General features: G+C 70.4%; 14 protein-coding genes and 2 tRNA genes. All 16 read left to right on the forward strand.

All coding sequences use genetic code 11. The features are described 5' to 3' along the window. Positions 1-251: 251 nt before the first annotated feature. The 16 genes from ACFP3U_RS21060 to ACFP3U_RS21135 all read left to right on the forward strand — a co-directional run bounded on the left by ACFP3U_RS21060 (position 252) and on the right by ACFP3U_RS21135 (position 18927). A tRNA-Trp gene (locus ACFP3U_RS21060) sits at positions 252-324 on the forward strand. A gap of 222 nt (positions 325-546) precedes the next feature. After that, positions 547-810, forward strand: coding sequence for a preprotein translocase subunit SecE (gene secE / locus ACFP3U_RS21065; protein ID WP_380227206.1), 264 nt, complete (start codon positions 547-549; stop codon positions 808-810). Between the two features lie 211 nt (positions 811-1021). Further along, positions 1022-1951, forward strand: coding sequence for a transcription termination/antitermination protein NusG (nusG, locus tag ACFP3U_RS21070; protein WP_380227147.1), 930 nt, complete (start codon positions 1022-1024; stop codon positions 1949-1951). Positions 1952-2116: 165 nt separating this feature from the next. Then, on the forward strand, positions 2117-2551 hold the full coding sequence (gene rplK / locus ACFP3U_RS21075) for a 50S ribosomal protein L11 (RefSeq protein WP_030232334.1): 435 nt from the start codon (positions 2117-2119) through the stop codon (positions 2549-2551). A gap of 78 nt (positions 2552-2629) precedes the next feature. Next, complete coding sequence (gene rplA, locus ACFP3U_RS21080; protein WP_030311713.1) at positions 2630-3352, forward strand: 50S ribosomal protein L1; 723 nt, start codon at positions 2630-2632, stop codon at positions 3350-3352. A gap of 181 nt (positions 3353-3533) precedes the next feature. Then, positions 3534-4421 carry a hypothetical protein gene (locus ACFP3U_RS21085; protein WP_380227148.1) on the forward strand — a complete coding sequence of 296 codons (888 nt, stop codon included), beginning with the start codon at positions 3534-3536 and terminating at the stop codon, positions 4419-4421. A gap of 114 nt (positions 4422-4535) precedes the next feature. Beyond that, positions 4536-5441, forward strand: coding sequence for an SCO4651 family lipoprotein (locus ACFP3U_RS21090; RefSeq protein WP_380227149.1), 906 nt, complete (start codon positions 4536-4538; stop codon positions 5439-5441). A 359-nt stretch (positions 5442-5800) separates the two neighbouring features. After that, complete coding sequence (gene rplJ, locus ACFP3U_RS21095; protein ID WP_380227150.1) at positions 5801-6364, forward strand: 50S ribosomal protein L10; 564 nt, start codon at positions 5801-5803, stop codon at positions 6362-6364. A gap of 91 nt (positions 6365-6455) precedes the next feature. Beyond that, on the forward strand, positions 6456-6839 hold the full coding sequence (gene rplL, locus ACFP3U_RS21100) for a 50S ribosomal protein L7/L12 (protein WP_380227152.1): 384 nt from the start codon (positions 6456-6458) through the stop codon (positions 6837-6839). Positions 6840-7572: 733 nt separating this feature from the next. Beyond that, positions 7573-11049: a DNA-directed RNA polymerase subunit beta gene (gene rpoB / locus ACFP3U_RS21105; RefSeq protein ID WP_380227153.1), complete on the forward strand. Its 3477-nt coding sequence runs from the start codon at positions 7573-7575 to the stop codon at positions 11047-11049. A 101-nt stretch (positions 11050-11150) separates the two neighbouring features. Continuing rightward, complete coding sequence (locus ACFP3U_RS21110) at positions 11151-15044, forward strand: DNA-directed RNA polymerase subunit beta' (RefSeq protein WP_380227154.1); 3894 nt, start codon at positions 11151-11153, stop codon at positions 15042-15044. A 146-nt stretch (positions 15045-15190) separates the two neighbouring features. After that, positions 15191-15264, forward strand: a tRNA-Met gene (locus ACFP3U_RS21115). A 170-nt stretch (positions 15265-15434) separates the two neighbouring features. Beyond that, complete coding sequence (locus ACFP3U_RS21120; protein WP_380227155.1) at positions 15435-16112, forward strand: DUF4097 family beta strand repeat-containing protein; 678 nt, start codon at positions 15435-15437, stop codon at positions 16110-16112. A 91-nt stretch (positions 16113-16203) separates the two neighbouring features. Continuing rightward, positions 16204-17451 carry a sensor histidine kinase gene (locus ACFP3U_RS21125; RefSeq protein WP_380227156.1) on the forward strand — a complete coding sequence of 416 codons (1248 nt, stop codon included), beginning with the start codon at positions 16204-16206 and terminating at the stop codon, positions 17449-17451. Continuing rightward, positions 17448-18128 carry a response regulator gene (locus ACFP3U_RS21130; RefSeq protein WP_380227157.1) on the forward strand — a complete coding sequence of 227 codons (681 nt, stop codon included), beginning with the start codon at positions 17448-17450 and terminating at the stop codon, positions 18126-18128. The genes ACFP3U_RS21125 and ACFP3U_RS21130 overlap by 4 nt, the downstream gene beginning before the upstream one ends. A 142-nt stretch (positions 18129-18270) precedes the next feature. After that, on the forward strand, positions 18271-18927 hold the full coding sequence (locus tag ACFP3U_RS21135; protein WP_380227158.1) for a hypothetical protein: 657 nt from the start codon (positions 18271-18273) through the stop codon (positions 18925-18927). The last annotated feature ends 1 nt before the right edge of the window (position 18928 follow it).

An 18928-nucleotide genomic window follows, 5' to 3' on the forward strand; every position in this document is an offset into this window, starting at 1 on the left:
GGCCCGTCCGGATGGCGGCCCGGTGGTGCCGGAGCGACAGCCCGGACGGCCGCCCGGGCGTCGGCCTGGGTCACGGCCCGTGCGTCGGCCCGGAAAAACAAGAGGTTCGACCAAACGCCCTTCGACCCCGTACACTCACTGCTCGACGGCCACCGAACGAACCGGAGCCTCCACCGCCGCACACAATCTGTGCGGACAATGGCGGAAGATGCGGTAGGTTGGTGGTCGCTACTGGGACCGCGAGGCCCCGTAGGGCAATAGCTCAATTGGTAGAGCACCGGTCTCCAAAACCGGCGGTTGGGGGTTCAAGTCCCTCTTGCCCTGCTGCTTGACCCGTAATCAGCCCGTTCGCTCCACAGAGCGAACGGGCTTGATGCGGAGAGGGCACCGATCAGCACCGCTAGCCGGCCGCTCGTGCCTCACCGGGTACGCAGTCGACGCTCGGCAGGACCCGGATTCAGGTGAGGACGAGTGACGGAGACCACGGGCTCCACCGCAACGCCTGAGAGCGGCAACCCCGAGGGGGCCGACGGCGCTGCCGAGACCATGTCCGCCGAGGGCGAGTCGCAGTCGCGTCGCAAGCGCTCTGGCGAGAAGAAGTCCGGCAAGCGGGCCAAGAAGGGCGTCTTCGCCCGGCTCGCCCTGTTCTACCGGCAGATCATCGCCGAGCTGCGCAAGGTCGTCTGGCCGAGCCGCAACCAGCTGGTGAGCTACACCACCGTCGTCGTCGTGTTCGTCGTGATCGTGATGGCTTTCGTCTCCGGTCTCGACTACGGCTTCTCCAAGGCGGCCCTCTGGATCTTCGGCTGACCAAGCCGTTCCGCCTGTGAATTCCACCTCCCGACCCGGGCCGGTCCTCGGCCCGGGTCGAGCTGTCTGCGTCGGGGGTACGAGGCCGCTACCGTTGACTCGGTACTGTTGAAGTCTTCGAGGCGAACTTCCGGCGACCGTGTCAGCGGAGCGGAGTCAGGTCGTCGCGGAGCGCGCCACCTTCACCATCTCCAGGAAAGAAGCAGCCACCGTGTCTGAGTCCCCCCTGTACGACGCCGACGAGACCGTCCGCGAGGCGGATGTCGCCGCCGAGGACGCGGCCGAGCTGGCTGACGCCGTCGAGTCCGACGAGCAGCAGATCGTGGACGCGGTCGACGCCGACCAGGACGAGGTCGAGGCGGCCGACGAGGCCGGGGAGCCGGCCGAGGTCGAGCTGCACGTGGAGGCCGAGGAGGAGTTCGACGAGGAGCTCGGCGAGGAGGCCACCGACGAGGAGGCCGCCGCCGAGGAGCTCGTCGAGGCGGACGACGAGACCGAGACCGAGACCGAGGACGAGGCCGAGGAGGCCGTCGAGGTCGACCCGGTCGCCAAGTTCCGCGAGGACCTGCGGTTCATGCCGGGCGAGTGGTACGTGATCCACACCTACGCCGGCTACGAGAACCGGGTGAAGCAGAACCTGGAGCAGCGCGCGGTCTCCCTCAACGTCGAGGAGTACATCTTCCAGGCCGAGGTGCCGCAGGAGGAGGTCGTCCAGATCAAGAACGGCGACCGCAAGACCATCCGCCAGAACAAGCTCCCCGGCTACGTCCTGGTGCGCATGGACCTCACCCCGGAGTCCTGGGGCGTCGTCCGCAACACCCCCGGTGTCACCGGCTTCGTCGGCAACGCCTACGACCCGTACCCGCTGACCCTGGACGAGGTCGTCAAGATGCTCGCCCCGGACGTCGAGCGCCAGGCGGCCAAGGAGGCGGGCAAGCCCTCGCCGATCAAGCCGAGCGAGATCCAGGTGCTCGACTTCGAGGTCGGCGACTCGGTCACCGTCACCGACGGCCCGTTCGCGACCCTGCAGGCGACCATCAACGAGATCAACCCCGACTCGAAGAAGGTCAAGGGCCTGGTCGAGATCTTCGGCCGGGAGACCCCGGTCGAGCTCTCCTTCGACCAGATCCAGAAGAACTAGTTCCCACGGTCTTCGGATTCGGGGCGGGGCCGTCGGCCCCGCCCCGAATCCGTTTTGGTCCAGCGACGCCGAGGCGTTAGCCTGGTCCGATGTGTGTGTGAAGGCCGGGTGTCGCCCCGGTTCCGCACGCACCAGCAATCACCTCTCGGAAGGACCCGGAGAGACATGCCTCCCAAGAAGAAGAAGGTCACGGGGCTTATCAAGCTCCAGATCAACGCCGGTGCGGCCAACCCGGCTCCGCCGGTCGGCCCCGCGCTGGGCCAGCACGGCGTCAACATCATGGAGTTCTGCAAGGCCTACAACGCCGCGACCGAGTCGCAGCGCGGCATGATCGTGCCGGTGGAGATCACGGTCTACGAGGACCGTTCCTTCACCTTCATCACGAAGACGCCGCCGGCCGCGCGCCTCATCCTGAAGGCCGCCGGTATCGAGAAGGGCTCCAGCGAGCCGCACAAGACCAAGGTCGCCAAGCTCACCAGCGCCCAGGTCCGCGACATCGCCACCACCAAGATGCCCGACCTGAACGCCAACGACCTGGACGCCGCGGAGAAGATCATCGCCGGCACCGCCCGGTCGATGGGCATCACGGTCGAGGGCTGATCACCCTTCTCGTCCACGTGGTAGGGCCCGCGCAGGCCCGCTGAACACCACAACTCCATTCACCATTCAGGAGCAGCTATGAAGCGCAGCAAGGCCCTGAAGGCCGCGGACGCCCAGGTCGACCGCGAGCGCCTTTACGCCCCCCTCGAGGCCGTCCGCCTCGCCAAGGCGACCAGCACCACCAAGTTCGACGGCACCGTCGAGGTCGCCATGCGTCTGGGTGTCGACCCGCGCAAGGCCGACCAGATGGTCCGCAGCACCGTGATCCTCCCGCACGGCACCGGTAAGACCGCTCGGGTCCTGGTCTTCGCGACCGGCGAGCGTGCCGAGGCCGCGCGTGCTGCGGGCGCCGACATCGTCGGTGCCGACGAGCTGATCGACGAGGTCGCGAAGGGCAAGCTGGACTTCGACGCCGTCGTCGCCACCCCGGACCTCATGGGCAAGGTCGGCCGCCTCGGCCGCGTGCTCGGCCCGCGTGGTCTGATGCCGAACCCGAAGACCGGCACCGTCACCCCCGATGTCGCCAAGGCTGTCAACGACATCAAGGGCGGCAAGATCGAGTTCCGCGTCGACAAGCACTCGAACCTGCACTTCATCATCGGTAAGGCCTCCTTCACCGACGAGCAGCTGGTCGAGAACTACGCCGCCGCGCTGGACGAGGTGCTCCGCGCCAAGCCGTCCGCCGCCAAGGGCCGCTACATCAAGAAGACCGCGTTCTCGACCACCATGGGCCCCGGTGTCCTGGTGGACCCGAACCGCACCCGCAACCTCCTCGTCGAGGAGGACCCGGCCGCGGTCTGATCGCAGTCGACGTCCGTACGGCGGGCCCGTACCCCCTTCGCCGGGGGTGCGGGCCCGCCGTCGTTTCCCGATCGATACCCCCGGCGGGGCGAACGGCCGCACGGTCCGTCGTACGCTCGGCCGGTCCGCCCGCGCGCTCCCGGTCAGGGGGCCCGCCGCCGTCCGACCGCCGGAGTGTGCCGTGCCCGCCCTTCGCCCCGCCGCCAAGGGGGCGGCCCTGCTGCTGCTCGCCGCAGGCCTCACCGCGTGCAGTGTGCTGGCCGTCTCCGGCGACCGCACCCCGATCAGCGACCGGCCGACCGTCCGCCCGCCCCGGCAGGTGCTGCTGTCCGCCTCCCAGCGGCTGGACGACGCCGGCGGGGCGCGCATCCAGGCGGTCGAGGAGGGCCCGGCGGGGCGGCGCAGCGCGAGCGGCACGCTGACCTGGGGCGCCCACGACGCGGCCGAGCTGACCGTCACCGACGAGCTGGGCACCGGGCAGCTGCGCGGCCGGGACGGCGTCCTGGACCTCGGGTACGCGGGGGCGGCGCCCCGGACCGCCGACCGGGACCGGGCCGAGTCCCTGGACCCGCGCGCCGTCCCCGGGGGGCAGACCGGCTGGGCGGGCGGCTGGATCACCGGCCTGCTCAGCAACCCGGGCGGGCCGGCCCGCACGATGGCGCTGGCCGGCAAGCTCACCCCGCTGGGCGGCGAGCAGCTGGACGGCGGGACGGTCGCGCACTACCGGGGCGCCGCGCCGGTGGCGGACTACTTCGGGGCCCAGGAGGGGCTGAGCCCCGCGCGGCTGAACGAGATGCTCGACTACTACGGGCGGCGCGGTGTCGGCACCGTCGAGTACGACTTCTGGGTGGCCCCGGGGGACCGGCTGCTGCGGGTGCGCTCCACGTTCCGGGGCGCCTCCGGTGCCGTGGTGACCACCACGGACGTCAGCGAGGGCGCCGAGCCGTCCGACGGCGCCACCGACGCTCCGGCCGACGGACCCGCCGCGGGAGCCACCGCCGGGCCGACCACCGGGCCGACCGCGGCGCCGGCCGCCGGGCCGACCGCGGCGCCGACTCGCGCGGGCTGAGCCCGCGGCCGCGAGCGGACCGTGCGGCCGAGTGGCGGGGGGTGCCACCGGGTGGCGTGAGGCCGGGTGGCAAGGTGGGCGGGAGTGGACGGGCCGCCCGGGTGGCCGTCCGACGTGGACGGAACCGACGGGGAGGCCTGGATGGCGGTGCGGCAGCGGTTGGCGGCGGTGGTCGCCGCCGCGGTGCTGGCGGGCGGCCTGAGCGGGTGCGGCGGGGCGGACGGCCCGGCGCCGGGCTCCTCGCCGAGCGCGTCCGGCGCCCCGACGCCGACGGCCGGCAGCTCCTCCCCGACCTGGCCGGCCAAGCCGACCGACCGCTCGCCGCACGGGGTGCTGCTCTCGGCCCAGCTGGCCATGCAGACCGCCCGCCGGGCCAAGGTGAACTACCGGCTGGGCTCGGACGCCGGCTCAGGGCCGCTGTTCTGGCAGCCGAAGACCGCGCTCCAGGTCAAACGTTCCACCCCGGCGGCGGCCGAGCAGCTGATCGTGGTGGACACCGTCGCCTACGAGGGCGGCGACGCGGCCACCGCGGCCCGGCTCGGCGGCAAGCACTGGGAGCGGTTCGCCGGGGCGCCCGGCCCGGACGGGCACCGCGAGGTCCCGTACGCCGGGCTGATCGACCTGCTCAACCCGGTGGTGGCGCTGGCCGCCGCGACCGCCGACGGGATCGGCGCCCAGTACGTGGGCGAGGAGCGGTTCGAGGACTCCGCGGTCGAGCACTACCGGGTGAACACCGACGCGGACCGCTACGCGGCGGCGCAGACCCAGCTGAGCCCGGCCCGCCGGGAGGGGCTGCGGACGGCGCTGGCGGGCGGCGGCTCGGCCTCCCTCACCCTGGACCTCTGGCTGAACGACAAGGACCAGCTGGTCCGGCTCCAGCGGACCGGGACGGGCGACACCGGCCGGCTGGACGACTCGGTGCTCTACACCGAGCCCGGCGGCCCGCTCTCGGCCCAGGCCCCGGCCGAGTCGGACACCGTGGACACCGGCACCCGCACCGTCTCCCCGCTGGCCCGCTGAGCCCGACCGGGGTCCGTGGGGCCCGCGGGGGCCCGATTTGCCCCGGGCGGCGGCGTCCGGCTACTGTGTCGGAAGCCAAAGACCGCTGGTTGTCGCAGTGCCCCCGAGAGGGAGTCCGCGACCGAAGGATCTGCGCTTCACGCGCAGGCAGCCCGCGCAGGACTGTTTGGAGCTTTGACTTCCGGGTCGCACATGTCCGCATGTGATCCCGTCGAGGTCGTGTCGAGCCCCGTGCGCCTGCGCACCGGGGCTCATCTGCTTTTCCGCAGGGGCTTTCCTTTCCTCCGGTGGTCCGAGGCACGAATGGTCGACTCTCGCGGTCGGCCGGACTTCGACATCACGGAAGGAGGCGTAAGCCTATGGCCAGGCCCGACAAGGCTGCTGCCGTCGCCGAGATCACGGAGCTGTTCCGTGGCTCGAACGCGGCCGTGCTGACCGAGTACCGCGGTCTCACGGTGAAGCAGGTCAAGACCCTGCGTCGCTCGCTGGGCGCCAACGCCCAGTACGCCGTGGTGAAGAACACGCTGACCAAGATTGCGGCCAATGAGGTCGGAATCACGGAGCTCGACGACCAGTTCACCGGTCCGACGGCTGTCGCCTTCGTCACCGGTGACCCGGTGGAGTCGGCGAAGGCTCTGCGTGACTTCGCCAAGGAGAACCCCGCTCTCGTCATCAAGGGCGGTGTCCTTGATGGCAAGGCGCTGTCCGCCGACGAGATCAAGCAGCTCGCGGACCTCGAGTCCCGCGAGGTGCTGCTCGCCAAGCTGGCGGGTGCCCTGAAGGCCAAGCAGTCCCAGGCTGCCGCGCTCTTCCAGGCCCTGCCGTCGAAGCTCGTCCGCACTGTGGACGCGCTGCGCGACAAGGTCGAGCAGGGCGGTGCCGGTACGCCGGCTCCCGCCGCCGAGGACGCGGCCGCCGAGTAATTCGGCAGGCTCACGCCTCGCTGCGGGCCCGTACGCCCGCCACCCCCGTACATACGGCACCACCTGCCGAATTAGTGGAAGGACGCCAATCATGGCGAAGCTGTCCCAGGACGAGCTGCTCGCGCAGTTCGAGGAGCTCACCCTCATCGAGCTCGCTGCCTTCGTGAAGGCCTTCGAGGAGAAGTTCGACGTCACCGCCGCCGCTCCGGTCGCCGTTGCCGGCATCGCCGGCCCGGGCGCCGTTGCCGAGGCCGTTGAGGAGCAGGACGAGTTCGACGTCATCCTCGACGGTGCGGGCGACAAGAAGATCCAGGTCATCAAGGAGGTGCGCACCCTGACCTCCCTCGGCCTGAAGGAGGCCAAGGACCTCGTTGACACCGCTGGTGCCAAGGTCCTGGAGAAGGTTGCCAAGGACGTTGCCGAGAAGGCCAAGGCCGCTCTCGAGGCCGCCGGCGCCAAGGTCACCGTCAAGTGACTTCCGGCCCCCTCTGAGGGGGCTGCGGGCCGGGCCGACCACCCTTGCGGGTGGTCGGCCCGGCTTTTTTCGTTCCCGGCCACGGACGTGTCGCGGTCGGGTCCTGGACCGGGCACCGAGGGGCCCGGTCCGGGGCGGACACGCGGGCGTGGCCGATCACGCACTCGGCACTGTCGGTGCGGACGGGTATGGTGATCGCTGTCACCGGCTGCGGCCCCGACCACGGCTTCTGTAACGCCGGGGTGCTCCGCAGCGATGAACGCGTCGAGGCCCGCACCGGAGGCGGGCCCTTGACGAACCCGGCACGGCGCGCGATTCTCGTGGCGCGAGTCCGCCCCGGGTTGGTCGACCGCCGGATGCATAACCGGCGGCTCCGGCGGGAAGTGACTCCACGTGAGTCGTGGGCCCGGGTGAGTCCGGGCCGATGCAGTACCCGGCGGGCGTTCGCGCCCGACGGCTACCGGGAGGAGTCTCCGATTCGGTCTCCGAATCAGAGCTGGACAGCAGTGTCGCCATTGGCTACACTGTCCCTTTGCGCTGCCTGTTAGCTGCTCCGTGACTCGTCGCCCGGAGTTTGCGTTGCCCTGAAGGGGTCTGGCACCGCCTCCGCAAAGCGGCTCTGACCTGGGGTTTCGACCTCGGCAGAGGCCAGTTGAGGGAGGCGGGACCAAGCCCGTGAAGGCCCGGCCGGTACGCGCGTAGTGAGCTCCGAGCCCTCGGAAGGACCCCCCTCTTGGCCGCGCCGCGCAACGCCTCGAACAATTCCGCCGCATCCACCGCCCCGCTCCGCGTCTCCTTCGCGAAGATCAAGGAGCCCCTCGAGGTACCGAACCTCCTGGCCCTGCAGACCGAGAGCTTTGACTGGCTGCTCGGCAACGCGGCCTGGAAGTCCCGGGTCGAGGAGGCGCTGGACAACGGTCTGGACGTCCCCACCAAGTCCGGTCTGGAGGAGATCTTCGAGGAGATCTCGCCGATCGAGGACTTCAGCGGGTCGATGTCCCTGACCTTCCGCGACCACCGTTTCGAGCCGCCGAAGAACTCCATTGACGAGTGCAAGGACCGCGACTTCACGTTCGCGGCCCCGCTCTTCGTCACGGCCGAGTTCACCAACAACGAGACCGGTGAGATCAAGTCTCAGACGGTCTTCATGGGCGATTTCCCGCTCATGACCCACAAGGGCACGTTCGTGATCAACGGCACCGAGCGTGTCGTCGTCTCGCAGCTCGTCCGCTCCCCGGGTGTGTACTTCGACTCCACCCTGGACAAGGTGTCCGACAAGGACATCTACTCCTGCAAGGTCATCCCCTCGCGTGGTGCCTGGCTGGAGATGGAGATCGACAAGCGCGACATGGTCGGCGTCCGCATCGACCGCAAGCGCAAGCAGTCCGTCACCGTGCTGCTCAAGGCGCTCGGCTGGACCAACGAGATGATTCTCGAGGAGTTCGGCGAGTACGAGTCGATGCGCGCCACCCTGGAGAAGGACCACACCCAGGGCCAGGACGACGCGCTGCTCGACATCTACCGCAAGCTGCGCCCGGGCGAGCCGCCGACGCGCGAGGCCGCGCAGACGCTGCTGGAGAACCTGTACTTCAACCCGAAGCGCTACGACCTCGCCAAGGTCGGCCGCTACAAGGTGAACCGCAAGCTCGGCAACGCCGAGTCGCTGGACTCCGGTGTGCTCACCGAGCCCGACATCATCAACGCGATCAAGTACCTGGTCAAGCTGCACGCCGGCGAGGTCGACTGGCGTGACGAGACCGGCCGCGACATCGTGGTCGAGGTCGACGACATCGACCACTTCGGCAACCGCCGCCTGCGCAACGTGGGCGAGCTCATCCAGAACCAGGTCCGTACGGGTCTCGCCCGTATGGAGCGCGTCGTGCGCGAGCGCATGACCACGCAGGACGTCGAGGCGATCACGCCCCAGACCCTGATCAACATCCGGCCGGTCGTCGCCTCCATCAAGGAGTTCTTCGGCACCAGCCAGCTGTCGCAGTTCATGGACCAGACGAACCCGCTGTCGGGCCTGACCCACAAGCGCCGTCTGTCCGCCCTCGGCCCCGGCGGTCTCTCCCGTGAGCGCGCCGGCTTCGAGGTCCGTGACGTGCACCCCTCGCACTACGGCCGCATGTGTCCGATCGAGACGCCCGAAGGCCCGAACATCGGTCTGATCGGCTCGCTCGCCTCGTACGGCCGGGTCAACGCGTTCGGCTTCATCGAGACCCCGTACCGCAAGGTCATCGAGGGTGTCGTCACCGAGCAGGTCGACTACCTCACGGCCGACGAGGAGGACCGCTACGTCATCGCGCAGGCCAACGCCCCGCTGACGGCGGAGCTGACCTTCGCCGAGCCGCGTGTCCTGGTCCGCCGCCGCGGCGGCGAGATCGACTACATCCCGGGCACCGAGATCGACTACATGGACGTCTCCCCGCGCCAGATGGTGTCGGTCGCGACCGCCATGATCCCGTTCCTCGAGCACGACGACGCCAACCGCGCGCTCATGGGCTCGAACATGATGCGCCAGGCGGTGCCGCTGCTGAAGAGCGAGGCCCCGCTGGTCGGCACCGGCATGGAGTACCGCTGCGCCGTCGACGCCGCGGACGTCATCACCGCCGAGAAGCCGGGTGTCGTCCAGGAGGTCTCGGCCGACTACGTCACCGTGGCCAACGACGACGGCACGTACACCACGTACCGCGCCGCCAAGTTCACCCGCTCCAACCAGGGCACCGCCTTCAACCAGAAGGTGCTCGTGGACGAGGGCGCCCGGGTCGAGGCCAACCAGGTGCTGGCCGACGGCCCGTGCACCGACGAGGGCGAGATGGCCCTCGGCAAGAACCTGCTCGTGGCGTTCATGTCGTGGGAGGGTCACAACTACGAGGACGCGATCATCCTGTCGCAGCGCCTCGTGCAGGACGACGTCCTCTCCTCGATCCACATCGAGGAGCACGAGGTCGACGCCCGTGACACCAAGCTCGGCCCCGAGGAGATCACCCGGGACATCCCGAACGTCTCCGAGGAGGTCCTCGCCGACCTCGACGAGCGCGGCATCATCCGGATCGGCGCCGACGTCGTCACCGGCGACATCCTGGTCGGCAAGGTCACGCCCAAGGGCGAGACCGAGCTGACCCCGGAGGAGCGCCTGCTCCGCGCGATCTTCGGTGAGAAGGCCCGTGAGGTCCGCGACACCTCGCTGAAGGTGCCGCACGGTGAGTCCGGCAAGGTCATCGGCGTCCGCGTCTTCGACCGCGAAGAGGGCGACGAGCTGCCCCCGGGCGTCAACCAGCTGGTCCGCGTCTACGTGGCCCAGAAGCGCAAGATCACCAACGGTGACAAGCTCGCCGGCCGCCACGGCAACAAGGGTGTCATCTCCAAGATCCTGCCGGTCGAGGACATGCCGTTCCTGGAGGACGGCACCCCGGTCGACATCATCCTGAACCCGCTGGGTGTCCCGTCCCGAATGAACCCGGGACAGGTCCTGGAGATCCACCTCGGCTGGCTCTCCAAGCAGGGCTGGGACGTCTCCGGCCTCGCCGACGAGTGGGCCCAGCGCCTGCAGGCGATCGGCGCGGACAAGGTCGAGGGCGGCACCAACCTCGCCACCCCGGTCTTCGACGGCGCCCGCGAGGACGAGATCACCGGTCTGCTGGACCACACCACCCTCACCCGTGACGGTGAGCGGCTGGTGAACTCCACCGGTAAGGCGCGGCTGTTCGACGGCCGCTCCGGCGAGCCGTTCCCGATGCCCGTGTCGGTCGGCTACATGTACATCCTCAAGCTGCACCACCTGGTCGACGACAAGCTGCACGCCCGTTCGACCGGTCCGTACTCGATGATCACCCAGCAGCCGCTCGGTGGTAAGGCGCAGTTCGGTGGTCAGCGCTTCGGTGAGATGGAGGTGTGGGCCCTTGAGGCGTACGGCGCGGCCTACGCGCTGCAGGAGCTCCTCACCATCAAGTCCGACGACGTCCTCGGCCGTGTGAAGGTCTACGAGGCCATCGTCAAGGGCGAGAACATCCCCGAGCCCGGCATTCCCGAGTCCTTCAAGGTCCTCATCAAGGAAATGCAGTCGCTCTGCCTCAACGTGGAGGTGCTGTCCTCGGACGGCCAGTCCATCGAGATGCGGGACTCCGACGAGGACGTCTTCCGCGCCGCCGAGGAGCTCGGCATCGACCTGTCCCGGCGCGAGCCGAGCAGCGTCGAAGAGGTCTGACGGAGGCCGGGCCGGCCGCTCACCGAGCGGCCGGCCCGCCCCCAGGCCCCCCTCAGACCACATGAACGACTCTCGACTTACGAAAGAGGGCTTGACGACCAGTGCTTGACGTCAACTTCTTCGACGAGCTCCGCATCGGCCTGGCCACCGCCGACGACATCCGCCAGTGGTCGCACGGCGAGGTCAAGAAGCCGGAGACCATCAACTACCGCACCCTGAAGCCCGAAAAGGACGGACTCTTCTGCGAGAAGATCTTCGGTCCGACCCGGGACTGGGAGTGCTACTGCGGCAAGTACAAGCGCGTCCGCTTCAAGGGCATCATCTGTGAGCGCTGCGGCGTCGAGGTGACCCGCGCCAAGGTGCGCCGTGAGCGGATGGGCCACATCGAGCTGGCCGCCCCGGTCACCCACATCTGGTACTTCAAGGGTGTGCCGTCCCGCCTCGGCTACCTGCTGGACCTGGCGCCGAAGGACCTCGAGAAGGTCATCTACTTCGCCGCCTACATGATCACCTGGGTGGACGACGAGCGTCGCCAGCGCGACCTCCCGTCCCTGGAGGCGCACGTCTCGGTCGAGCGCCAGCAGATCGAGAACCGCCGCGACTCCGACCTCGAGGCCCGTGCCAAGAAGGCCGAGACCGACCTGGCCGAGCTGGAGGCCGAGGGCGCGAAGGCCGACGTGCGCCGCAAGGTGCGCGAGGGCGCCGAGCGCGAGATGAAGCAGCTGCGCGACCGCGCGCAGCGCGAGCTCGACCGCCTCGACGAGGTGTGGGCCCGCTTCAAGAACCTCAAGGTCCAGGACCTCGAGGGCGACGAGCTGCTCTACCGCGAGCTGCGCGACCGCTTCGGCACCTACTTCTCCGGCTCGATGGGCGCGGCGGCCCTCAAGGACCGCCTGGAGACCTTCGACCTGGCGGAGGAGTCCGAGCGCCTGCGCGAGATCATCCGCACCGGCAAGGGCCAGAAGAAGACCCGTGCGCTCAAGCGCCTCAAGGTCGTCTCCGCGTTCCTGCAGACCACCAACAAGCCCAACGGCATGGTGCTGGACTGCGTCCCGGTCATCCCGCCGGACCTGCGTCCGATGGTGCAGCTGGACGGTGGCCGCTTCGCGACCTCCGACCTGAACGACCTGTACCGCCGCGTCATCAACCGCAACAACCGCCTGAAGCGGCTTCTCGACCTCGGCGCCCCCGAGATCATCGTGAACAACGAGAAGCGCATGCTCCAGGAGGCCGTCGACGCCCTGTTCGACAACGGCCGTCGTGGTCGCCCGGTCACGGGCCCCGGCAACCGTCCGCTGAAGTCCCTCAGCGACATGCTGAAGGGCAAGCAGGGTCGTTTCCGCCAGAACCTGCTCGGCAAGCGCGTCGACTACTCGGCCCGTTCGGTCATCGTCGTCGGCCCGCAGCTCAAGCTGCACCAGTGCGGTCTGCCCAAGGCCATGGCGCTGGAGCTCTTCAAGCCGTTCGTGATGAAGCGCCTGGTCGACCTGAACCACGCGCAGAACATCAAGTCGGCCAAGCGCATGGTCGAGCGCGCCCGCCCGGTCGTGTGGGACGTCCTCGAAGAGGTCATCGCCGAGCACCCGGTTCTGCTGAACCGTGCGCCCACCCTGCACCGCCTCGGCATCCAGGCCTTCGAGCCGCAGCTGGTCGAGGGCAAGGCCATCCAGATCCACCCGCTCGTCTGCACCGCGTTCAACGCGGACTTCGACGGTGACCAGATGGCCGTCCACCTGCCGCTCTCCGCGGAGGCGCAGGCCGAGGCCCGCATCCTGATGCTGTCCTCGAACAACATCCTGAAGCCGGCCGACGGTCGCCCCGTCACCATGCCGACCCAGGACATGGTGCTCGGTCTGTTCTTCCTGACCTCGGACCGCGAGAACGTGAAGGGCACCGACCGCTCCTTCTCGTCGACCGCCGAGGCGGTCATGGCCTTCGACGCCCGCGAGCTGGACGTCCAGGCCCCGATCGAGCTGCGCCTGCCCATCGGCACCGTCCCGCCCCGCGGCTGGACCCCGCCGCTGGACGAGGACGGCCAGTCGTCCTGGTACGAGGGCGAGTCCTTCCGCCTGAAGACCACCCTGGGTCGCGCGCTCTTCAACGAGCTGCTGCCCGAGGACTACCCGTTCGTCGACTACGAGGTGGGCAAGAAGCAGCTCTCCGCGATCGTCAACGACCTGGCCGAGCGCTACCCCAAGGTCACCGTCGCGGCGACCCTGGACAACCTGAAGGCGGCCGGCTTCCACTGGTCGACCCGTTCGGGTGTCACCGTCTCGATCTCCGACGTCGTGGTCCCGCCGAACAAGGGCCAGATCCTCGAGGGCTACGAGGCCCAGGCGGAGAAGATCCAGAAGCAGTACGAGCGCGGTCTGATCACCAACGACGAGCGCAAGCAGGAGCTCATCGGCATCTGGACCCGGGCGACCAACGAGGTCGCCGAGGCCATGAACGAGAACTTCCCGAAGACGAACCCCATCTTCATGATGGTCGACTCGGGTGCTCGTGGAAACATGATGCAGATGCGCCAGATCGCCGGTATGCGTGGTCTGGTGTCCAACGCGAAGAACGAGACCATCGCGCGACCCATCAAGGCGTCGTTCCGTGAGGGCCTCTCCGTGCTGGAGTACTTCATCTCCACCCACGGTGCCCGTAAGGGTCTCGCGGACACCGCCCTCCGTACCGCCGACTCCGGCTACCTCACCCGTCGTCTGGTCGACGTCTCCCAGGACGTCATCATTCGCGAGGAGGACTGCGGTACCGAGCGCGGCCTGAAGCTGGCCATCGGCTCGGTCGGCGCGGACGGTGTGCTGCGCAAGGCCGACGACGTCGAGACCAGCGTCTACGCCCGCATGCTCGCCGAGGACATCACGGTGGACGGCAAGCTGCTGGCCACCGCGAACACCGACCTCGGTGACGTGCTGATCGACGAGCTGATCCGCCACGGCATCAGCGAGGTCAAGACCCGCTCGATCCTGACCTGTGAGTCGGCCGTCGGCACCTGCGCCATGTGCTACGGGCGCTCGCTGGCCACCGGCAAGCTGGTCGACATCGGTGAGGCGGTCGGCATCATCGCCGCCCAGTCCATCGGTGAGCCCGGTACCCAGCTGACCATGCGTACCTTCCACACCGGTGGTGTGGCCGGTGACGACATCACCCAGGGTCTGCCGCGTGTCGTCGAGCTCTTCGAGGCCCGTACCCCCAAGGGTGTGGCCCCGATCTCGGAGGCGCAGGGCCGAGTCCGCATCGAGGACACCGAGAAGACCCGCAAGCTGGTCGTCACGCCGGACGACGGCACCGACGAGATCGCCTACCCGGTCTCGAAGCGTGTGAAGCTGCTCGTCAGCGAGGGCGAGGCGGTCGAGGTCGGCCAGAAGCTGACCATGGGTGCCACCAACCCGCACGACGTGCTGCGGATCATGGGCCAGCGTGCCGTCCAGATCCACCTGGTCGCCGAGGTCCAGAAGGTCTACAACTCGCAGGGTGTGTCGATCCACGACAAGCACATCGAGATCATCATCCGGCAGATGCTCCGCCGCGTGACGATCATCGAGTCGGGCGACGCCGAGCTGCTCCCGGGCGAGCTCGTCGAGCGCGGCCGCTTCGAGACCGAGAACCGTCGCGTGGTCTCCGAGGGCGGTCACCCCGCCTCCGGCCGTCCGCAGCTGATGGGTATCACCAAGGCCTCGCTGGCCACCGAGTCCTGGCTGTCGGCCGCCTCCTTCCAGGAGACGACCCGGGTCCTCACCGACGCGGCGATCCACGCCAAGTCGGACCCGCTGCTGGGCCTCAAGGAGAACGTCATCCTCGGTAAGCTCATCCCGGCCGGTACGGGTCTGCCCCGCTACCGCAACATCCGGGTCGAGCCGACCGAGGAGGCCAAGGCCGCGATGTACTCGGCCGTCGGCTACGACGACTACGACCTGTCGCCCTTCGGCGCCGGCTCCGGCCAGGCGGTTCCGCTGGACGACTACGACTACGGCCCGTACACCGGCTGAGTCGAAGGTCCTTGATCGCAGGGCGGTCACCCCGGACGGGGTGGCCGCCCTGCGGCGTTCCCGGCCTGCGCATTCCCCGGTTCGCGGGGGTTCGGGGAAACCGATTAGGTCTGCCGGCCGAAGTCGCGTAAGGTCGTGTTCACCGACGCGGGGTGGAGCAGCTCGGTAGCTCGCTGGGCTCATAACCCAGAGGTCGCAGGTTCAAATCCTGTCCCCGCTACTGCATCGAAGGGCCCGGAGGCATTCAGCCTCCGGGCCCTTCGGCGTTCCCCGGATCCGTCGTGCGGGGGAGGGCCGGAAACCGGTCCGGCGGGGGAGGTGCCGGACGGGGCGGGCGCGCCAGGCTCGGAGTCGTCGAGATGAGGACGAGGACGGGTGGAGGAGACGGACATGGGCGTGCGACGGGTGATGGGGGCCATGGCGATCACCGGGGCGGTGGCGCTGGGATCGGCCGGCCTGTTCCTGGACCGGTGGGACGACGAGCGGTTGACGGTCTCCTACGCGGTGGCCGAGCCGGTGCGGGAGCTGGTGGTGGACGGGCTGGCCGGCGGCATCGAGGTCCGCGCCGGGGACGCGGTGCGAGTGGTCGAGGAGCAGTCCTTCCGCGGTGATCCGCCGCGGACCCGGCACGAGGTGGTGGACGGCACGCTCCGGCTGGCCTACGACTGCTCAAGCTGCGGGGTCGGCTACCGGGTGACCGTCCCGGCCGGGACGGTCGTGCGGCTCAACAGCGGGGCCGGCGGGATCCGGCTGCGCGGGCTGGCCGGGGAGGTGCAGGCCACGGCCGGCACCGGCGGGGTGGAGGCAAGCGGCCTGACCTCGGCCAAGGTGCGGGTGACCGCGGAGACCGGCGGGGTCGACCTCTCCTTCGCCACCAGCCCGACCGCCGTGGAGGCGCGGTCGGCGGTCGGCGGGGTCCGGGTCTCGGTGCCCGGCGGCGAGCCGTACGCGGTGGACGCCGGGAGCGAGGTCGGCGGGGTCGAGGTGACGGTGCCCCGGCAGGACGGCGCGGCGCGCACCATCACGGCGCGGGCCGGGACCGGGGGCGTGGCGGTCACCGGTGCCTGAGCCCGCGGCCGGCCGGGGAGTGCCCACCGCGCTGCCGGTCGGGCATGATCTTCTCCGCGGGGGCGGATTCCCCGGACACGGGGGAGAGGCCATGACCGGACGGCTGGCACGGTGGCGGGCGCGGGTGACCGAGGTCGACCCGCACGTGGTGGACGGCCTGCTGGCGGCCGGCTCGGCGGCGGTCTCGCTCTGGTCGGTGTACTACGACGGGACGGCCTGGGCGTGGTGGGTCTATCTGTTGGCCCTGGGGACGGCCCTGCCACTGCCCTGGCGGCGGCGCGCACCGGTCACCGTGCTGGCGCTCAGCGGCGGGGTGTCGGTGGTGATCTCGGTGCTCGCCCACTCGGCGATGCCGCAGCTGCCGCTGTACGCGGTGATCGCCCTCTACACGGTGGCCGACCGGGCCCGCGACCGGGAGCGCTGGACGGTGCTGGCGGTGACCGTGGTCGCCAATGTGGTGGGCACCCGCTCGCCGAACGGCGCGCTGTTCTCGCTGCTCACCTCGGTCGGGGCGTTCGTCTTCGGCTGTCTGGTCCGGGAGCTGCGCCGGCTGGCGGCGGTGGAGGCGGAGCGGGCCCGGGAGGCCGGTCGGCGGGCGGCCAGCGACGCGGCCCGCGCGGTGGCCGAGGAGCGGGCCCGGATCGCCCGGGAGATGCACGACATCCTGGCGCACGCGGTCTCGCTGATGGTGATCCAGGCGGAGGCGGGGCCGGTGGTGGTGCGGGCCGACCCGGAGCGGGCGATCAAGGCCTTCGACACCATCGCCGACTCCGGGCGCGACGCGATGGTCCAGCTCCGGCGGGTGCTGGGGGTGCTGAAGGCGGAGGGCGCCGGACCGGAGCTGGCCCCGCAGCCCCGGCTGGCCGAACTGCCCGCGCTGGCCGAGCGGGTGCGCCGGACCGGGGTGCGGGTCGAGCTGGAGGTCGACGACCGGACCGGGGCGCTGCCCGCCGCCGTCGAGGCGGCCGGCTACCGGATCGTGCAGGAGGCGCTGACCAACACGGTCAAGCACGCGGAGGCCACCCGGATCGAGGTCCGGGTGGTCCGGGAGGGGGCGGAGCTGGCGGTGCTGGTGTCCGACAACGGCCGCGGGGTGCGGCTGCGGCCGGACCGCGTGGCGAGCGACTTCTCCGGCGGCCGGGGGCTGGTCGGTATCCGGGAGCGGGCGGCGGCCTGCGGCGGCCGGGCCGAGGCCGGTCCCGGGCCGAACGGCCGGGGATTCCTGGTGAGCGCCCGGCTGCCGCTGGGTGACGGGGTGGACGGGGTGGACGGGGTGGACGGGGTGGATGGAAGGGGCCCGGTGGACCGGGTGGGCACGGGGGGAAGGGCGGGCGGATGAAGCCGATCAGGGTGGTCGTCGCGGACGACCAGGAGCTGGTGCGGGCCGGGTTCGGGATGATCCTGGACGCGCAGCCGGACATCGAGGTGGTCGCCGAGGCGGCGGACGGCGCCGAGGCGGTCGAGGCCGTCCGCGCGCACGGCCCGGACGTGCTGCTGCTGGACGTCCGGATGCCGGTGATGGACGGCCTGGAGGCGGCCCGCCGGGTGTGCGCGGAGCACCCGGAGACCAAGGTGATCATGCTGACCACCTTCGACATCGACGACTACGTCTTCGACGCGCTGTACGCGGGGGCCAGCGGCTTCCTGCTCAAGGACGTCCGCCGGGACGACCTGGTGCACGGCGTGCGGATGGTGGCCTCCGGGGAGGCGCTGCTGGCGCCCTCGGTGACCCGCCGGCTGATCGGCGAGTTCGCCGCCCGCCGGCCGGGCTCCGCCGAGCGGGCGGCGCGGCCGCCGTCCCGGCTGCTGGAGCAGCTGACCGCGCGCGAGCGGGAGACGCTGGTGCTGCTCGCCCGGGGCCTGTCGAACGCGGAGATCGCCGCCGAGCTGGTGGTGAGCGAGCACACGGTGAAGACCCATGTCAGCAATGTGCTGGCCAAGCTGGGGCTGCGGGACCGGGTACACGCGGTGGTGTTCGCGTACGAGGCGGGCGCGGTGGTGGCGGGGGAGGGGTAGGCCCGCCCGGGGCCTCCCCCGCGCGGGGGAGCGGCCGGGTTCGCCGGTGCGGGCGATCCGCGACGAGAGCTCCGGCGGACAGGATCCGTGGTGTCGGAGCCACCGGAGTCACCGGTCTCCCGGATCCCGTCAGGAGCGCACCATGACCACCGCGACGCAGAGCACCGCAATGAAGAGCACGACGAAGAGCACCACGACGAACGCCCGCCTCACCACGGTCGCCGTCGTCGCCGCCCCCGTGCTGCTGGCGCTGTACGGCGGCATCCGGCTGCTGGACGGCTCGCGCGACCCCGGCCCGGGCTGGCTGATCGGCCACAGCCTGATGCTGCTGGGCCTGCTGCTGTTCGCCCCGCTGCTGGTCGCGCTGGAGCGGGCCCCCGGCCCGCGCCGGACCGCCGCCGCCCGGGTGGCCGGCCGGGCGGTGCTGGGCGCGGCGCTCACCGGACTGGCCGCCTCGCTGGGGCAGGTCGCGATCGACCTGTACGTCGGCGCGGTGGCGGTGGACAAGGCCGACCAGAACCGGATGTTCGAGGCGATCCAGAGCCGGCCGGGGGTCGAGCCGCTCTTCTACTCGGCGGTCCCGCTGCTGTTCCACCTGGGCCTGCTGGTGCTGCTGGTGGCCGCCTCGGTCGGCGCCGGGCGGGTGCTGCGCTGGTGGAGCCCGGTGCTGGTGGTCGCCGCGACCGTGCTCACCGCGGCCGACCTGGCGTTCATTCCGCTGGCCTCCGTCGGCTACCTGGTGGCGCTGGCCCCGCTGGCCGGGTTCGGCACGGCGGCGGCCCGTCCGGCCGCGGCCTGAG

The sequence above is a fragment of the Kitasatospora misakiensis genome (assembly GCF_042656005.1).
GTDB lineage: Bacteria > Actinomycetota > Actinomycetes > Streptomycetales > Streptomycetaceae > Kitasatospora > Kitasatospora misakiensis.

Bases quoted from the DNA above. Each gene is read 5' to 3' on its own strand.
- secE (WP_380227206.1), top strand. From the start codon at position 547: ATGTCCGCCGAGGGCGAGTCGCAGTCGCGTCGCAAGCGCTCTGGCGAG.
- rplK (WP_030232334.1), top strand. From the start codon at position 2,117: ATGCCTCCCAAGAAGAAGAAGGTCACGGGGCTTATCAAGCTCCAGATC.
- rplA (WP_030311713.1), top strand. From the start codon at position 2,630: ATGAAGCGCAGCAAGGCCCTGAAGGCCGCGGACGCCCAGGTCGACCGC.
- rplJ (WP_380227150.1), top strand. From the start codon at position 5,801: ATGGCCAGGCCCGACAAGGCTGCTGCCGTCGCCGAGATCACGGAGCTG.
- rplL (WP_380227152.1), top strand. From the start codon at position 6,456: ATGGCGAAGCTGTCCCAGGACGAGCTGCTCGCGCAGTTCGAGGAGCTC.
- ACFP3U_RS21120 (WP_380227155.1), top strand. From the start codon at position 15,435: ATGGGCGTGCGACGGGTGATGGGGGCCATGGCGATCACCGGGGCGGTG.
- ACFP3U_RS21125 (WP_380227156.1), top strand. From the start codon at position 16,204: ATGACCGGACGGCTGGCACGGTGGCGGGCGCGGGTGACCGAGGTCGAC.
- ACFP3U_RS21130 (WP_380227157.1), top strand. From the start codon at position 17,448: ATGAAGCCGATCAGGGTGGTCGTCGCGGACGACCAGGAGCTGGTGCGG.
- ACFP3U_RS21135 (WP_380227158.1), top strand. From the start codon at position 18,271: ATGACCACCGCGACGCAGAGCACCGCAATGAAGAGCACGACGAAGAGC.